We start from the raw sequence: 15,652 nt of genomic DNA on the forward strand, positions 1-15,652 counted from the left end.
CGGCCGTTTGTCAATCTTTTTATCATGTAAAACTTTAAATAGAAATCGTTTGGTGATACAATCATATCGATTTTGAAATGTGCTTTTACCTGCATTTTATCCACTTATTCTTTTTATAGAGGTGCTTTTATGGAACATTACGGCTTATGGGGAATTATTCCTCCCGTGCTTACTATCCTGCTTGCCTTTGTGACAAAGGACGTCGTCGTCTCTTTGTTTTTAGGAATTTTATCGGGAGCTCTGATAATAGGCGGCGGTAATCCGTTTATCGCTCTTATGAAACTGGCGGATCTTTTGGCCGGATCACTTGCAGACGGATGGAACATACGTATCTTTTTATTCTGCGCGCTTTTGGGCGGACTGGTAGGTATGCTCACAAAGACAGGAGCCGCCGGTTCCTTCGGGCGCTGGGCGTCTTCCAGATTAAAAAACAGCCGCGGAAGTCAGTTTATGACCTTTGTCTTCGGAATCATTATCTTTATTGACGACTATTTTAATTCTCTTTCGGTCGGCACGGTTATGCGTCCCATAACGGATAAGACGAAAGTTCCCCGCGCAAAGCTTGCGTACATTTTGGATTCCACCGCAGCTCCCGTATGCATAATCGCTCCCATTTCAAGCTGGGTGGTAACCGTAATGTCCATAGTGCGCGACGCCCAGGGATTTGAAAAACTCGGTATGACTGAATTTACGTTTTTCATTCGCTCCATACCGTACAATCTTTATGCGCTCACAACCCTTCTTATGGTTTTATGCCTTATCATTTTTAAGCGCGACTTCGGCCCCATGAAGGCTTCGGAAGAATTGGCAAAGACCGGCATTCTTTATAATGAAAAGAAATACGGCCCCGTGAGCGGGAACGTTCCCGAAGCATCTCAATCCAGAGCGAAACCTTTCGACATGCTTTTTCCGATCATCGTTTTGATTGTGAGCGCCGTGTCGTTTTTCCCCGTAACTACGTGGATCGGCGCCGTCGACGGCGAAAGCATAACTTCGTTCGGGCAAGCTGTAACAAGCATGTCTTTAAAAGAAGCGTTTAACAACACCGATTCGTCCGTAGCTTTGTGCTATTCGATTATCTTTACGATAGCGCTTACGTACGTATACTATTTGCTTCGCAGGCTTATGTCGCTTCAGGAATCAGGGGAAGCGCTGAGGGACGGAATAAAGAGTATGGTGCCCGCCCTCGTGATTTTGACCATGGCGTGGTCGATCGGGACTATAATAAAATCGCCCCGAACGGACGGCGGACTGGGGCTCGGTATTTATCTTTCAACCGCAGTAAGGGAAGGCGGTTTTCCCATAGTGTTTTTACCGGGCATCTTATTTATATTGAGTGCTCTCATAGCTTTTTCTACGGGAACAAGTTGGGGAACGTTCGGCATTATGATTCCGCTTGCGATGCCTATCGTTACCGGTCTTGCCGAAGGAAACGGACTTCCGCAAAGCGCCCTCGTTCAGGCTACGATGATTTCCATCGCGGCAGTATTGAGCGGCGCCGTATGGGGAGATCACGCTTCTCCAATTTCGGACACTACGATACTGTCTTCTACCGGCGCAGGATGCCCGCACCTTGAGCATGTGGCTACGCAGCTGCCCTACGCGAGCTTCGTAGCGGTCTGCGTCCTGTTTGCTTTTTTCGTCGGCAGCATCTTTGAAAGCCTTCTTGTGTGCTGGATCGCGGATTTAGCCTTATTTATCACAGGTCTTATCGTTTTGCCTAAGGTAATAAAGTCCTAGAGCGATACCGGCCTTGTGTTGCGCTCGTAAAATACTCCGCCTGAAAAGCCCTGTATGGATTTGTCTTTTTCCGCATCTTCAAGGCGCTTTTCGGCCCAAACGCAGTACTGCGGATTTTGTTCTATTCCGCAGTAACGGCGACCGAGTTTTTTTGCAGTGACGGAAGTGGTTCCCGAGCCTAAAAACGGATCGAGTACGGTGCCGCCGGGCGAAGAACTTGCCAAAATCAGCTTTGCGACAAGCTTTTCAGGCTTTTGCGTGGGATGAGCCGTGTTTTCCGGCATAGACCAATAAGGAATCGATATGTCGTCCCAAAAATTTCCGGGGCAAGTGTCTCTGAAATTTCCTTGTTCGGTCTTTTCCCAGTCCTTCGGCTGTCCGTCTTTTTTGTAAGGAGCTATCACCTTTCGCCGTATTTTTACATTTTCCAGATTAAAAGTGTATGCCGATTCGTCGATCGTGCAAAACCAAATATCTTCCATGGAATTTTTCCAGTTGCGCGCAGCTCCCCGACCCTTTTCTCTCTGCCATGAAATTCTGTTTTTAATAAACAATCTTTTTTTATCCTGAAAAGATGTAAGAACTTCGGCAATCTGCACGCTGCTTTTCCAGTCGCAGCAGACATAAAGCGATGCATCGGGCTTTAAATGCGGCAGCAAAAGATTGAGCCACGACTCGGTGTATTTTCGATACTTTTCGGCTTCGAGCTTTCCGAAAGTCGTTTCGCCGTAGTTTTTATACAGATTGTACGGAGGATCGATCACAGCAAGGTCCGCAAAAGAAGACGGCAAGAGCGGCAAAACGGAAAAGGTGTCGCCGCATAAGGTTTTGTCTAAAATTTCGTTTATTTCAAAAGGAACCGCTTTTGCCGCATCGTTCAATTTTATGCATTTATCAAGATAGGATTTACCCTCTTCAAGGCTCATGTCTATGGTCTTATTTCTGTCGGATTTTTTTTGCATAGGAGGCTGATAAAATGCGCCGAAGGCCGCACGCTATTCGCTCATCACGGCTTTTGCCAACTGATCGGCGCAGCTGGTATTCTTTTTGCCGCAGATGTTCCCGGCAAGTTTGTCGCGGATCTGTTCGGCCGTCATCCCTTCTACAAGTTTGGAAATGGCTTTAAGATTCCCGTTGCAGCCGCCTTCAAACGAAACGTTTGTGATCTTCCCGTCGTCCGTTTTTGTAAAATGTATCGTCGTTGCGCAAGTTCCGCGAGTTTTAAAATCTACAGTTTTCATGACTAAACAGTAGAACAAAACAATGCGGGTTGTCAATATTATTTTATATTGCACGCTATTTAATTGTGCTTGAAATTATCGATTAAAATCCTTATAATACTGATATGTCCGGAAGCTCGGATGCTTTAAACCTTGATAACCAGTTGTGTTTTACGCTCTATGTCTGTTCAAAAGAGATAATACGTCTGTATAAACCTTTTTTGGATCCTTTGGGGCTTACGTACACGTCTTATATAACAATGATGGCGCTTTGGGAAAGCGACCGTGTCACGGTGAACGAATTGGGGCACAGGCTTTTTCTTGATTCGGGAACTCTCACGCCTCTCTTAAAAAAAATGGAAAAACAGGGATTAGTAACGCGGTCGCGTTCCGCTTCGGACGAACGGACGGTAGTAATTTGCCTTACGGACAAGGGACGCGCTCTTAAAGACGATTGCCGCAGCGTGCGTTCAAAACTTCTATGTTCTTCGGTTTTTAAAATCAAAGACGCGCCGGAGCTTTTAAAAAAGCTTCACGGCTTGCTGGATTCCTTAAGCCGCCGTTGAGTTAAGCCGATCGAGTTTTCGCCGAAAGCGTAAAATATCAGCTGATATTTTACTGAATTTTTTTCTTGTAAAATCCGTTTTCTTGCCTTATTATTTTTCTTAAGCGGATTTTTTGCTTTATCCGCAAAACAAAATTTTTGACGAAAATTCTTTTTATATGCTTTTGCCGCGCGTATGTGTTGCGCACGGCAGGGAGAGAGGAGTATGAAAAAGATTATCACTGTTCTGTTTTCGGCAGCGTTGCTGTATATGCCGTCCGCGCTTTTTGCAGCGGGCGCAAGCGAAGCGAAAACCGAAACCAAAGAAGTTGTCATCGAATTTTGGACGCACGAAGACGTAAACCGCCAAAGGCTCGAAGACCGTTACATAAAGGAATTCATGCAGGCCAATCCTCATGTCACCGTGAATGTCAAAAGGTTTGATTCCGAAAAAATGGCCGATATCATAAAATCCGCTCTGGATAATAATACCGGACCTACGATGTTCAATCTTTCGATAAACGACGAATATTCGCATATAATGAACGGCCGCATCGCCCATGTGAACTATAAGGCTGCAGGATATAAGGACGCAAAGGCGCTCATCGAATCTTACGCGCCCAACATGCTCGACCCTGTGACAATAGACAGACATGTTTACGGACTTCCGCTTGAACTTACAAATTGGGCGATTTTCGTAAACAAAAAAATGTTTATCGAAGCGGGGCTGGATCCCGTAAACGACTTGCCCAAAACATGGGAAGACATGATGGAAGTTTCAAAAAAGATCGTCAAGCGGGAAGGAAATACCATTACCCGCCGCGGATACGACTTCCGCTATAAGTATCAGCTTGAAAATATCGTTCCAATGGTGGAACAGCTTGGCGGGCATCTCATAAGCATTGATGAAAAAGAAGCAATCGTCGGTAAGGACGCATGGGTAAATGTTCTCAGCTTTTTAAGAGAATGGGGAGCATACGGGCAGAATTTAGGCTCGCCTGAATATACGGCCGCCCGCAGGCTGTTCAACAAGGCAAGCGGCGATGTTGCGATGTGCTCAAGCGGTTTGTATCAGGTTGCGCGCATAAAGGCTGAAAACGAAGAGTTTTACAGCAGCGGAGACTGGATGGTTATTCCCTATCCTAAATTTAAAGACGCCGTAAAAGATGTTTCCGCGTGTCATTACGGGCATTACTATGTGGTCAACTCTGCGGCTACAAAACAGCAAGAGGAGTCTGCGTGGGCTCTGATCTCCTATATGCTGAGCCACAGCGAAGAATATCTGAGGGAAGTAAATATCATACAGCCCACCCTTGCGCTTCTTAACAGCGAAACTTACAAGAGCCTGCCGTATTCGGAAGTTTTTATCAAGGATATGGAAAGGGGGCACATTGTTTATTACGCCGAGAATGCGAACAAAATACAGGATGCCCTTAAAACCGCCGTCAACGGCGTAATGCTTGAAGGCATAGCGCCCGAAGCCGCTTACGAAAAATTAAAAGAAACCGTACAGAAATTCATTTCCGGTTGACACCGACACGGTCGGCCGCGGCGGTTGCCGGGGAACTTCGCACTTGCGCGGGAAACTTCGCGTTTGGTGCTCGCGGCAAGCGGCCCCCACATCTCAACTGCACCTCAACTGCCTCATTGAAAATGTGAGTGTTTTTTGGTAATATGTTACATCTATTGCGATGCAGGGGTGCCATATGAAAAAACGGGCTATTATCAGCGTTTTCAAAAAAGAAGGGATACTTGAGCTTGCTTCTTTTTTGAATGAAGCCGGCTGGGAAATTCTTTCTACAGGGGGAACGGCCTCTTATCTGGCTCAAAACAAGATCCCCGTAGTCGACGTAAGTTCCGTTACCGGTTTTCCCGAATGTCTGGACGGACGCGTAAAGACATTGCATCCGGCAGTTCACGCAGGAATTCTTGCCAGGCGCGATAACGCCGCACATATTGCAAAACTCGAAGAGCTTTCAATAAAGTTAATCGATCTTGTCTGCGTTAATCTTTATCCGTTTTTTGAAAAAGTGCAGCAAGATCTTTCGTTTAACGAGAAGGTAGAATTTATCGATATAGGCGGCCCCACTATGCTGCGCGCAGCCGCAAAAAACTATCAGGATGTTCTGGTTTTGACCGACCCCGCGGATTATGCCAAGGCTATAAAAGGAATAAAAAATGACGATCTTTCCATCGAATTCCGGCGAAGGATGGCGGGAAAGGTGTTTAACCTTACGGCGGCGTACGACGCTGCGATTTCCCGCTTTATGCTCGGCGAAACGGGAGAAGACGAATATCCGGAATACTATACGCTTTCTCTAAAAAAACAACAGATGCTGCGTTACGGCGAAAACGGACATCAAAGCGCGTGCCTATACGTTTCTGCAGACCGCAAAGGCGCCTTCGGCGGAATGAAACAGCTTCAAGGCAAAGAACTTTCTTATAACAATATCCGTGATCTGGACGTCGCTTGGAAAGGAGTTTGCGCTTATTCAAAGTTTATCAAAAACGCGCTTCCCGTGAAGGGCAAAGACAAAGAAGGCAACGCGGTTACCGCTAATTTTGCTCCGGTTTCAGGCAGCGTTTTTACGATCGCATTAAAGCATAACACGCCCTGCGGCGCGGCATTAGGAAAAAACGTTTTGGATTCATACAAAAAAACATACAGCTGCGATTCGGTTTCAATTTTCGGCGGAATTTTAGGATGCAGCGCCGTTATCGATGAAAAAGCTGCGCTTGAGATGAAAAAATGTTTTCTTGAAGTTATCGTGGCGCCCGGCTTTACCGACGGCGCTCTTAAAGTATTTGAAGAAAAAAAGAATCTCCGCCTTATCGTCGCCGAAATTCCGGCGGATGAAAAACACAGCTATCTTTCCGTTGACGGCGGAGCTTTGATTCAGAGTTCAGACGACACGCTTTTTGAAAAGTGGGATATAGTGACAAAGGCTAAACCTACGGCGGCTCAAGTAAACGAAATGGCCTTCGGAATGACGATCGCCATGTTTGCAAAGTCAAACGCCGTTTTGGTCATCAAAGACCAAATGGCTATAGGCATAGGCTGCGGCCAGACGAACAGGATCTGGGCTGCGGAGCAGGCTTTGGAGCGGGCGCAAAAAGTCGTCCAATCCGGCGCCGCTTCGGACAATAAAAACGCCGAAGTTCTCATAAGCGACGCGTTTTTTCCGTTCGACGATACCGTGCGCGCTGCGGCAAAATACGGCATAAAGGCCATCGTTCAGCCCGGCGGTTCTATCCGAGACGAAGATTCTATAAAGGCCTGCAACGAGCTGGGTATAGCTATGGTATTTACCGGAACGCGGCATTTCAAACACTAGAACCGGAAACTGATATTACCGAGGAATTATGCTCTATCACATAGGCTCTTTTTTACAGCAATATTTCGGCCCCGCAAGGCTTTTACAATCGTACACGGTTCTTATCGCTATCGCCTTGTATGCGGGGTTTTTATCCATAAAGTTTTTTTTACCTAAATTTTACGGAATTTTACCGGCTGACCGCGGCCGGGAATTTACGCTGACGGCGGAAGCTTCCAAGGGGAAACCTACCGGAGCGGGCAGCGTTTTTATAACGTTTTTTATCATTTTGACGCTTATTACGGCTCCCGTAACAAAGCTCCAGCTTTGCATATTGGCTCTTACTTTTGTAACCATGCTTACAGGCTTTTTTGACGACGCCAGCATAAAAAGCTGGGGAGAATACAAAAAGGGGCTTCTTGACCTGATCATAAGTCTTTCAGCCGCCTTTGTTTTATATTTTTTTACCGCAGAAAGCAGCGCCGATGGAATTCATTTTTGGCTTCCTTTTATAACAAATCCCGTGCGTATTCCCGGAGCGCTGTACATAGCGATAACAACCCTCATGCTGTGGGTTTCCATAAACACTACTAACTGCACCGACGGAGTCGACGGCCTTTCTTCGACGCTAGTCCTCATCGCACTGATAACGCTTAGCTGTGTTTTTTATTTTGTGTTGGGACACAAGGTAATAGCTACATATCTTCTGGTTCCTCACCTGGCTGCGGGCGCCAACTGGGCCGTGATGACATTTTGTCTGTCGGGAGTTTTAATGGGATATCTGTGGCACAACGCTTATCCCAGTAAGGTGTTGATGGGCGACGCGGGAAGCCGTGCGCTGGGATTTTATATAGGCGTGTGCGTCATGGTTACGGGTAACCCCTTTTTAATTTTAGCGACGTCTTCAATGATCTTTGTGAACGGCGGCATGGGGCTCGTAAAAGTGGCTCTCATACGTTTTTGTCACATACACGTGCTGAACAGCATACGGTTTCCGCTGCACGATCACATGCGGAAAAACAGAGGATGGTCTCCTACGCAGGTTTTAGTAAAATTTATGATCATGCAGCTTTTGATTACAGTTGCGCTCATAGGCGTCTTCTTAAAAGTCCGCTGAAAAGCAATAAGCTGAAAAACACAGATCGAGGCATTTTGCCGGTTTGCGCGGCTGTGCAGGCGGCAGTGTCCCCGGCCGCATTATGGGCAAGCGGCGCATCATCAGCCGGCCGCAATCTCTTGTTTATTTTAAGCAAAAAGATTCTATTAGATTGAGTTTTTCCGCACTTACCTGATAGCCGGATATGTCGTGCTCCGAAACGGGATTTCCGTTACCGTTATAATAGACTATTTTTATGTCATATATTCCGGGTTCCAGAGTAAGACCTGCAACATAAACGCTCGCGGGAAAAAACCTTCCCGTGCGGACGTCGGCGCGTTCCGTAACTTCCGTTGAAACGGAAGAAGCGAACGAAAGCAGGCTTAGCGCAAATCCGACTGCGCTGTCGTATTTTTCCGATTGGTTTTTCAACACACCCGTCATCGTCGCTTTTGAAATCGAGCGCAAAAGCGATCTTGCAAAAAGCATTGCATATTCTTGTTTATACGTATCCAGCGCAATATTTTCAATGCTTTCGATTTTTTCAAGGCTTCCCTCAGTCCTTTGGGCTGCCGTTTTCGACTCCACAAAAATTTTTGCACCCGCGACGCCGGACGCTCTCCTTTGCATTTCAGGCAGAGACAGTTTATAGTACGTGTCCCCTAAAAACAGCCTGAAATTGTTTTCCGTCTTAACGGGAGCGAGCCCTGAAAAGCTTATCACATTAAGGCGCGCCATTTTAGGCGGAACGTCCAGCTCCGAATTGACGGAAGACGGAAGCGAAAAATCGTACAAGTCGGGTTGAAGAGCGAAGGCTTCTTTCAGCAATTTAAGATCGACTCCCGCGTTATCGGAATCTCCGTCGGCACGGTATATGAGCATGCTGATGTAACGCGCAAAAGCCGAATTATGAAATTTTATATCGGAATCGGGAAGTTCGCCGTTGTTTTCGGCCAGAGACTGTTTTGCTTTTGCAATGGCCACTTGATTTTGCGATATTATCTCCTGCAATTTATTGTTAAAGCGCCGGATTTCCACGAAAGCGTCGTCGAATTTGTTCATTTTAAGATAATTCAGCGACATAAAAATATTCGTGTATATGTTTTCATAAGTGCTGCCAGCGTAATCTTTTACAGTGTCGTTGACAAGAAAAGACGCTACGGCTTGGGAAATACTCTTTGCGTAAAATTCGTCTATTTTTCTTTCCGCTAAGGATAATTCCTCGTTGGACCGCTTTGAATTCCCTGCATAATGAGAGACGATGCCCTTGTCGAGATTTTCCAAAACAATGTCGTTTTTTGAATAAAGCCTTTTAGAATCGGCTTCAAGATCGGAATAGACGGCCTCATAGTCCGCGTTTTTTAACGAAGCGTCTATGCTTGAAAAATCGTAATCCGCCGTTGTGGCACATGAAAAAAGAACGAAACCTGAAAATAAAACGAGAAGCGATATAGGAAGGTGCCCGGTTTTTTTCATGTGCAATTCCTTATGCCGTCCGGTTTCAGTCGAGCATCAAAGCCGCCATTGTATATGCGTCCGCTTCCGTATTGGCGATGACGCTGTATTCGTTTGGCTGATGACACACTTCGTCCAATGTGCTCCACACAGCGGCGTTGTATCCCGCCTTTCTGAGATCGCCGCCTACGGTTCCCCCTCCGATCCCTATGGTTCTCGCCTTAATTCCGTGTACTTCTTTGAGCGTTTTTGAAAGTTTTTTTACAATCGGGGCGTCCGCCGGAGTGGCCGGAGATTCTTCCGCCTGGAGGAGTTCAAGCTCGATTTTTACGCCGTATTTTTTTTCTACGTCGGTATAAATGGCCTCAACTTCTTTTAAAACGTCTTTTATCTTATAGCAGGGCAGTATGCGGCAATCCGCGCAGCTTACATCGTCTCCGGGGATTATGTTTACGCCCGAAACGTTTGCAAGGCGCATCGTAGGCTGAAATGTCGAATACGGCGGATCAAAAAGATCGTCTTTTTTATCGAAGCGCTTTTCAAGATTGTTTATGCGGAGCATCAGATCCGCCGCCGCAACACAGGCGTTTTTGCCCTTGTTAGGCATGGAACCGTGCGACTGTTTTCCGATGGTGTGGAAGCGCATCCAAAGGATATTTTTTTCGGCGATCTCGATCGTTTCGCCCTTGGGATCTCCTCCGTCGGGGATAAGTATGAGATCCTGTTTTTTAAACAGATTATGTTCTTTAAGGAGATATTTAATTCCGTATTTCGATCCCACTTCTTCGTCCGCTATAAAAAGCAGCTTTACGGTGTGAGAAGGAGTTATGCCGGTTTTGAAAAACGCCAGAGCCGCAAAAACCGATGAGACCAGTCCCTGCTGATTGTCTTCTACGCCGCGGCCGATCAGTTTTCCGTCTTTTTCGATCACCTTCCACGGGTCGGAATTCCATAAAGAAATTTCCCCGGGAGGAACTACGTCCAAGTGAGACATTATCCAAAGAGAATATTCGTCGCTTTTTCCGGGAATCGTAAGCACAATGTTCGGGCGTATGCCGTTTTTCGCTCTTTTGTCCGGAGCGTCGTAGCGTTCAATATTTTTTAGTCCCTTGTCCGAAAGCCACTTGATCAGGGCCTCCGCCTTATCGAATTCGCCTACGCCTCCGTTTTCCGGCGCCAATGCGGGAACGGATGTAAGAAGCGTTTCCAGGGCGATCATGTCTTTGCGGGAATTTTTTATAAAATCATTCAGCTTTTTAAGCTCTTCATTAGAATTTGTCATATTTTCCTCCGTATATTTTAAGTATCAAGGCCTGTCCTAAATTTTAAGATTTTCGGCAGCTCCGGATACCTTTTAAGCATTTTTTAGGTAAGCTTTCCACGTTGAGCTTACAAGGGTTTCTATGTCGGAATACAAAGCTTTCCAGCCGAGTTTTTCGCGGGCAAACGAAGAAGAAGCCACAAGGGCAGCCGGATCGCCTTTTCGCCGCGGCGCATACTCTGCGGGAATCGGTTTGCCCGTAATCCTGCGGGAGGCTTCGAGCATTTCAAGCACGGTTATTCCTTTTTCGCTGCCCAGCCCCACGGTTATACTTTCATTTTTCTTAACGATGTAATCGAGCGCTTTTACATGAGCGGCCGCAAGATCCGTCACGTGAACGTAATCCCTTATGCAGGTGCCGTCGCGGGTTTCATAGTCGTTGCCGAAAATTTTCAGTTCTTTGCGCATATCGCAGGCAACTTCCATTATTACCGGCAGCAGATTGGCGGGATTCTGTTCAAGACCGCATAAGACGCCGTCGGGGTCGTAGCCTGCGGCGTTAAAGTATCTCAACGCCGCAAAGTTGAGCCCTTTTAATCTTGCATACCATCCCAATATCTGTTCTATGGCGAGTTTCGTGTATCCGTAATAGTTTTCAGGTTCCGTAGGATGTTTTTCATCGATCGGCAAATATTTCGGTTCTCCGAATACCGCCGCGGACGACGAAAACACCATGTTCGCGCAGTTGTGAGCCAGAGCGCCGTTAAGAATATTGATAGTTCCGCTTATGTTGTGGGACGAATACTTTTCCGGAACTATCATAGATTCCCCTGCGGCCTTATAAGCCGCCAGATGAATGAACGCATCGAAACCCTGCGAAAACGCGGAGTTTACGTGTTCTTCGACCATTATGTCGCCGGCTATAAAATCGTTTTCCGGAAAAAGATTTCGGATAAGCCCTGTCGAAAGATTGTCAAAGACGCAAATCTTGTGTCCGTTTTTCATGAGCTCTTTTACGACATGGCTGCCTATATATCCCGCACCGCCTATAACCAATACTTTCATTTTTTCTCCCATAAAAACTTTTACAGGAAGTTTCAACTTCCGAAAAAGTTTTTTCCGCGCTTTCGCAAACATCAGTTGAGAAAGCGCAATAAATAATCGAGTTTGCGAAAATGTAATGTATCATATTAATTTTTTTCAAAACGATATGTATACATGCTTTACGCAAACAACCATGCAAACTCGAGATAAAAAGCGACGGCGATATTTCAGACGGTGCTTTTTATCATGTCTCCTTTTGGAATTATATATCTTTTTGTGCCGCCGCTCAATTAAAAGCCGATCAATCAGGCGCTTTGCAGCAAGCGATTCAGTAAGAACCGCAAGGGCGCCGTAAACCGGATTGAGCGGATTCCGCGTTTATCGATATTTTTCCAAATCCTCCATTGCCTTTTCCCACTGAGAATTCAGGCCGTCAAGCAAACTGTTGATTTCATTTATTTTAATTTGAATCGACTTGCATTTTTCGCCGTTGCTGTAAATTTCAGGCTTGGCCATCTTATTTTCAAGCTGCTTTTTTTTATCTTCATTTTGAAGAATCAAGTTTTCAATATTGTTGACTTCGTTTTCTTTTTTGCGCTTTTGAGCGCGGAGAGCTTTTTGCTCTTCATAAGAAGCCGGAATTTGTCTTGCCTTTTCGGCGGACGGGGCTTTGGGGTCGGATCCCTTTAGGCCGGAACCGCCGGATTTTACCGTGCTTGATGCAGTCGGAGTCTTCGTGCCCTGTGCCCCTGTTGCAGCCGACGCGCCTTTTGCGGCTCTTGACGCCGACGCATTGGATGCGTCAGTCGCCGCCTCACGGTTTTCCGCTTCCAGCCGTTCAAGATAATAATGATAATCGCCGGGAAAATTTCTTGAGCGTCCGGGCTTGAGCTCAAGCACACGGGTGGCAAGGCCTTCTATAAAGCCTCTGTCGTGGCTTACGAATACTACCGTTCCGCCGAAGTCTTTTAAAGCTTGTAAAAGAACGTCTTTTGAATGCATATCCAAGTGGTTTGTCGGCTCGTCGAGCACAAGCAGGTTTACCGGATGCAAAAGAAGGCGGAGCAGGGCAAGCCGGCTTTTTTCGCCCCCGGAAAGCACGTCAAGGCTTTTAAACACGTCGTCCCCACGGAATAAAAATGCTCCGAGCATGCCGCGCAGTTTGGGAATAAGCTCAAGCGGCGATTCTTTTTCCATAAAATCCATTACGGACTCGCCGCCTTTGATCGTCTCCGCGATGTCCTGAGAAAAATACCCTATTTTTACTCCGGCTCCCGGTATTATTTCACCTTTAAAATCTTTGTCCTCTCCTGAAATGATACGCAGCAGCGTCGTTTTTCCGGCGCCGTTGTAACCTGCTACAACAAGCCGCTCCCCGTTTTCCAGAACCAGATCAAGATCGTTAAGCACATTAACCTTTCCGTCATAAGTTTTGCAGATTCCGTTCATCCTGAGCACTATTTTTCCGGCATGGGGCGCTTTAGGAAACGTAAAATGTATTTTTTTAAGCGATTCGGGAATTTCTATGCGTATTATTTTGTCCAGCCGCTTTTGTCTGTCTTGCGCCTGAGAAGCCTTCGTAGCCTTTGCGCCGAAACGTCGTATGTAATCTTCAAGATGTTGAATCTCTTCCTGCTGTTGCTCGTATTGGGCAATAAGGGTTTGAAGTTCTACTTCACGAACTTTTTCATAGTGAGAAAAATTTCCGGGATAGCGTTTTAAATTTCCCCCGAAAAGCTCGTAAACTTCATTGATGGTAACATCCAAAAAATAACGGTCGTGACTTACTAAAAGGAATCCGCCTTTGTAATTTTGCAAAAACCGCTCAAGCCAGCTGCGGGCTTCAAGATCCAGATAGTTCGTAGGTTCGTCCAAAAGAAGAATATCGGGATTTTGCATCAGAACCTTGGCGAGCGCTATGCGCATCTGCCATCCGCCGGAAAATTCTTCGGTTTTTTTATGCAAATCCTCTTTTGCAAAGCCCAGTCCCAACAATACGGACTCCGCCGTCGCACTTCTCATGTGCCAGCCGGACGTTTCAAGTTCGTTCATCAAAAACTCATGCCTCTCAAGGAGGCTCCTTGTGTTTTTGCCGTCTTGGGCAAGACTTTCGCCTATGCTTTCAATTTCTTTTTGTATCTTGTATCCGAAGTCAAAGGCTTTGTCGGCTTCTTCCATTAGCGTACAGCCGTGATGTGTAAGCCCGGACTGCGGAAGATAGACGATCCTTGTGTCCTTTTGCAGCGAGCGTTTGCCGCTGTCCGGAGCTGTGAGCCCTGCCATTACCTTTATGAGAGTCGATTTGCCAGCCCCGTTCGCCCCAGTTAAGGCCGCCTTCGAACCTGTCTGCAGGTTTATCGAAACGTTTTTTAATATGTCGCGGCCGCCGAAAGCCAGTGAAACTTGAGAAAACTGAACAAAGGCCATCATTGCCCCGCAAAGAAAAGCACGAGAGGACTTGCTCCCGGATTTTGTACGGAGAGGCCTTTAAAAACCGCCCCTCCGGCATCCGTAAGCCGTATTCCGTTTTCTTCAAGTTTATATAAAAAATTGAGCTCTTTATTCATCCTGTCAAATTTGAACGTAAGAATTCCATCGTAGGAGGCTTTAAGTGGATTGGAAATAAAATATTTGACGGACACGATGCCCTCATTTCCCGCATTGCGGACTATCAAAGACGGAACCAAAAGATTGTATCCCCGCCAAGTAAAGCTTCCGCCTTCGTTGAAGGTAAGATGTCCGTAATTCGAACTTCTGAAGCGTCCGCCGTTCGCGCATAGCCTTTCTATCTCGTCGCTTCTGCGCTTTATCTCTGCGGAAACAAGCTCGTCGATGTTTTCTTCCACCGTTACCATGTTAAAGTCCTGCGGTTTTCCGCTTTCATCGGTGTAGCGCACTACTATGAAATTTTCGTTCCGAACGGTTATCTCTATGGGAATATCATTGTATTGATAGACGTCTTCGGGCGTTTTTGTTACGCCGTTATACTGCCAGCTTTCAGAAATGCCCGGCATATTAAGCGTTACCGTTCCGGAACCTGCGCCCGTATCGAAGCCGTAAGACGAATTCATTTTTTCTATGTCGATGTTTTGCGAACGGATCATCGCCGTGTAGTAATCCGGATACCAGCGTTTTGAGAGCATATCTTTAAGCACGGTATCTTCTTCCTGTATTTCTTGAATTTGCCCGCCTGTTATGTTCCCGAAAGCGTCGGTTTCATACTGTTGAAGGTTGTAAGAAAAACACCAGCCGGAAGTTCCGTCCTGGGTGAGAACGCGAAGCCAATCGCCTTCAAGCGGAACATTCCCGACCATTACGGTCTGTCCCTTGCCTTTATACAGAAGTTTTACGGTTTCGTTTTTCCGCAGCCTGTACACTTGCTTTGCGGTATTCACCGGTTCGTTTCTGATCGGGAGCCCGTCAAGTTTTACATGCGCGTATTGATGTTTGAATTCCGCGTATTTTTGCGCAGTTTTCGACGCCTTTCTTTTTGACTGGGGTTCTGTGATTTTCCACAGAGCCACTTCAGCTTTTTTACTGCCGCCCGGTAAACCTATGACGTAAACTTGTGAGATATTCGATTTTATATAGACGGGGACTATGTCGCCGTCTTGAAGGCGGTGTTCAGGGATTCCCCATAAGAGCACGGAATAGCCGGTGATATTTGAACATGAACTTAAAAAAAACATTGCGGCTAAAAAAGCGATGACAGATAAACGATAGATACGGAATTTCATGCTTCTATGATAGCAAATACGGCGAAAAAAGTCATATGGCGGCTTGTAAAAACTCGCAACATTGGCGCCTCATCGTATGCCTGCACAGGAGACGCTCGGCGGCGCTTCTTTTGGTTCTTGATTCACGCGGAACCTTAGACAAATGCTTTTGCCCTGAAAACGCGCGACGACGGTTCCTGAATGGCGGAGTGCCGTATCTGTCGTAATGGATCCGAAAGCCCTGAAACTGCGAAAGCCGTAT

General features: G+C 46.4%; 12 protein-coding genes. 5 read left to right on the plus strand and 7 right to left on the minus strand.

Features of this window, described 5'->3' with window-relative positions; genetic code table 11:
• The first annotated feature begins 129 nt into the window (after positions 1-129).
• Positions 130-1,740 (plus strand): Na+/H+ antiporter NhaC family protein, encoded by a 1,611-nt coding sequence (locus tag HRI96_RS11225; protein ID WP_210117431.1) that lies wholly within the window; start codon positions 130-132, stop codon positions 1,738-1,740.
• Here HRI96_RS11225 and HRI96_RS11230 read toward each other — a convergent pair.
• Both HRI96_RS11230 and HRI96_RS11235 read right to left on the minus strand, forming a co-directional pair.
• Entirely contained in the window at positions 1,737-2,702 is a 966-nt protein-coding gene (locus tag HRI96_RS11230; protein ID WP_210117432.1) for a DNA-methyltransferase, read from the minus strand. The two genes, HRI96_RS11225 and HRI96_RS11230, sit on opposite strands and share 4 nt — an antisense overlap.
• A 33-nt stretch (positions 2,703-2,735) precedes the next feature.
• On the minus strand, positions 2,736-2,981 hold the full coding sequence (locus HRI96_RS11235; RefSeq protein ID WP_210117433.1) for a TIGR03905 family TSCPD domain-containing protein: 246 nt from the start codon (positions 2,979-2,981) through the stop codon (positions 2,736-2,738).
• A 104-nt stretch (positions 2,982-3,085) separates the two neighbouring features.
• On the opposite strand from HRI96_RS11235, the gene HRI96_RS11240 reads away from it, so the two are divergent.
• From HRI96_RS11240 to HRI96_RS11255, 4 genes are all read left to right on the plus strand, one after another.
• The gene (locus HRI96_RS11240; protein WP_210117434.1) at positions 3,086-3,526 is read left to right on the plus strand and encodes a MarR family winged helix-turn-helix transcriptional regulator; all 441 of its coding nucleotides are present in this window, start codon (positions 3,086-3,088) and stop codon (positions 3,524-3,526) included.
• 204 nt (positions 3,527-3,730) lie between these two features.
• Entirely contained in the window at positions 3,731-5,035 is a 1,305-nt protein-coding gene (locus tag HRI96_RS11245; protein WP_210117435.1) for an ABC transporter substrate-binding protein, read from the plus strand.
• A gap of 175 nt (positions 5,036-5,210) precedes the next feature.
• Entirely contained in the window at positions 5,211-6,839 is a 1,629-nt protein-coding gene (gene purH / locus HRI96_RS11250; RefSeq protein ID WP_210117436.1) for a bifunctional phosphoribosylaminoimidazolecarboxamide formyltransferase/IMP cyclohydrolase, read from the plus strand.
• A gap of 28 nt (positions 6,840-6,867) precedes the next feature.
• Complete coding sequence (locus HRI96_RS11255) at positions 6,868-7,935, plus strand: MraY family glycosyltransferase (RefSeq protein ID WP_210117437.1); 1,068 nt, start codon at positions 6,868-6,870, stop codon at positions 7,933-7,935.
• 123 nt (positions 7,936-8,058) lie between these two features.
• Here the strand turns inward: HRI96_RS11255 and HRI96_RS11260 are convergent, their stop codons facing one another.
• The 5 genes from HRI96_RS11260 to HRI96_RS11280 all read right to left on the minus strand — a co-directional run bounded on the left by HRI96_RS11260 (position 8,059) and on the right by HRI96_RS11280 (position 15,411).
• Positions 8,059-9,390, minus strand: coding sequence for a COG3014 family protein (locus HRI96_RS11260; protein ID WP_210117438.1), 1,332 nt, complete (start codon positions 9,388-9,390; stop codon positions 8,059-8,061).
• A 25-nt stretch (positions 9,391-9,415) separates the two neighbouring features.
• Positions 9,416-10,651, minus strand: coding sequence for a M20 family metallo-hydrolase (locus HRI96_RS11265; protein ID WP_210117439.1), 1,236 nt, complete (start codon positions 10,649-10,651; stop codon positions 9,416-9,418).
• Positions 10,652-10,723: 72 nt separating this feature from the next.
• On the minus strand, positions 10,724-11,695 hold the full coding sequence (gene galE / locus HRI96_RS11270) for a UDP-glucose 4-epimerase GalE (protein ID WP_210117440.1): 972 nt from the start codon (positions 11,693-11,695) through the stop codon (positions 10,724-10,726).
• Between the two features lie 357 nt (positions 11,696-12,052).
• On the minus strand, positions 12,053-14,101 hold the full coding sequence (locus HRI96_RS11275; RefSeq protein ID WP_210118704.1) for an ABC-F family ATP-binding cassette domain-containing protein: 2,049 nt from the start codon (positions 14,099-14,101) through the stop codon (positions 12,053-12,055).
• A complete protein-coding gene (locus tag HRI96_RS11280) occupies positions 14,101-15,411 on the minus strand; it encodes an SH3 domain-containing protein (RefSeq protein WP_210117441.1) in 1,311 nt (436 codons plus the stop codon). The genes HRI96_RS11275 and HRI96_RS11280 overlap by 1 nt, the downstream gene beginning before the upstream one ends.
• Between the last annotated feature and the right edge of the window lie 241 nt (positions 15,412-15,652).

Origin of the sequence: Treponema parvum, from assembly GCF_017893945.1 — a bacterium.
Classification (GTDB): domain Bacteria; phylum Spirochaetota; class Spirochaetia; order Treponematales; family Treponemataceae; genus Treponema_D; species Treponema_D parvum_A.

Excerpts from the sequence above, each read along its gene's own strand:
- HRI96_RS11225 (WP_210117431.1), top strand. The coding sequence starts at position 130 with ATGGAACATTACGGCTTATGGGGAATTATTCCTCCCGTGCTTACTATC.
- HRI96_RS11230 (WP_210117432.1), bottom strand. The coding sequence starts at position 2,702 with ATGCAAAAAAAATCCGACAGAAATAAGACCATAGACATGAGCCTTGAA.
- HRI96_RS11235 (WP_210117433.1), bottom strand. The coding sequence starts at position 2,981 with ATGAAAACTGTAGATTTTAAAACTCGCGGAACTTGCGCAACGACGATA.
- HRI96_RS11240 (WP_210117434.1), top strand. The coding sequence starts at position 3,086 with ATGTCCGGAAGCTCGGATGCTTTAAACCTTGATAACCAGTTGTGTTTT.
- HRI96_RS11245 (WP_210117435.1), top strand. The coding sequence starts at position 3,731 with ATGAAAAAGATTATCACTGTTCTGTTTTCGGCAGCGTTGCTGTATATG.
- purH (WP_210117436.1), top strand. The coding sequence starts at position 5,211 with ATGAAAAAACGGGCTATTATCAGCGTTTTCAAAAAAGAAGGGATACTT.
- HRI96_RS11255 (WP_210117437.1), top strand. The coding sequence starts at position 6,868 with ATGCTCTATCACATAGGCTCTTTTTTACAGCAATATTTCGGCCCCGCA.
- HRI96_RS11260 (WP_210117438.1), bottom strand. The coding sequence starts at position 9,390 with ATGAAAAAAACCGGGCACCTTCCTATATCGCTTCTCGTTTTATTTTCA.
- HRI96_RS11265 (WP_210117439.1), bottom strand. The coding sequence starts at position 10,651 with ATGACAAATTCTAATGAAGAGCTTAAAAAGCTGAATGATTTTATAAAA.
- galE (WP_210117440.1), bottom strand. The coding sequence starts at position 11,695 with ATGAAAGTATTGGTTATAGGCGGTGCGGGATATATAGGCAGCCATGTC.
- HRI96_RS11275 (WP_210118704.1), bottom strand. The coding sequence starts at position 14,101 with ATGGCCTTTGTTCAGTTTTCTCAAGTTTCACTGGCTTTCGGCGGCCGC.
- HRI96_RS11280 (WP_210117441.1), bottom strand. The coding sequence starts at position 15,411 with ATGAAATTCCGTATCTATCGTTTATCTGTCATCGCTTTTTTAGCCGCA.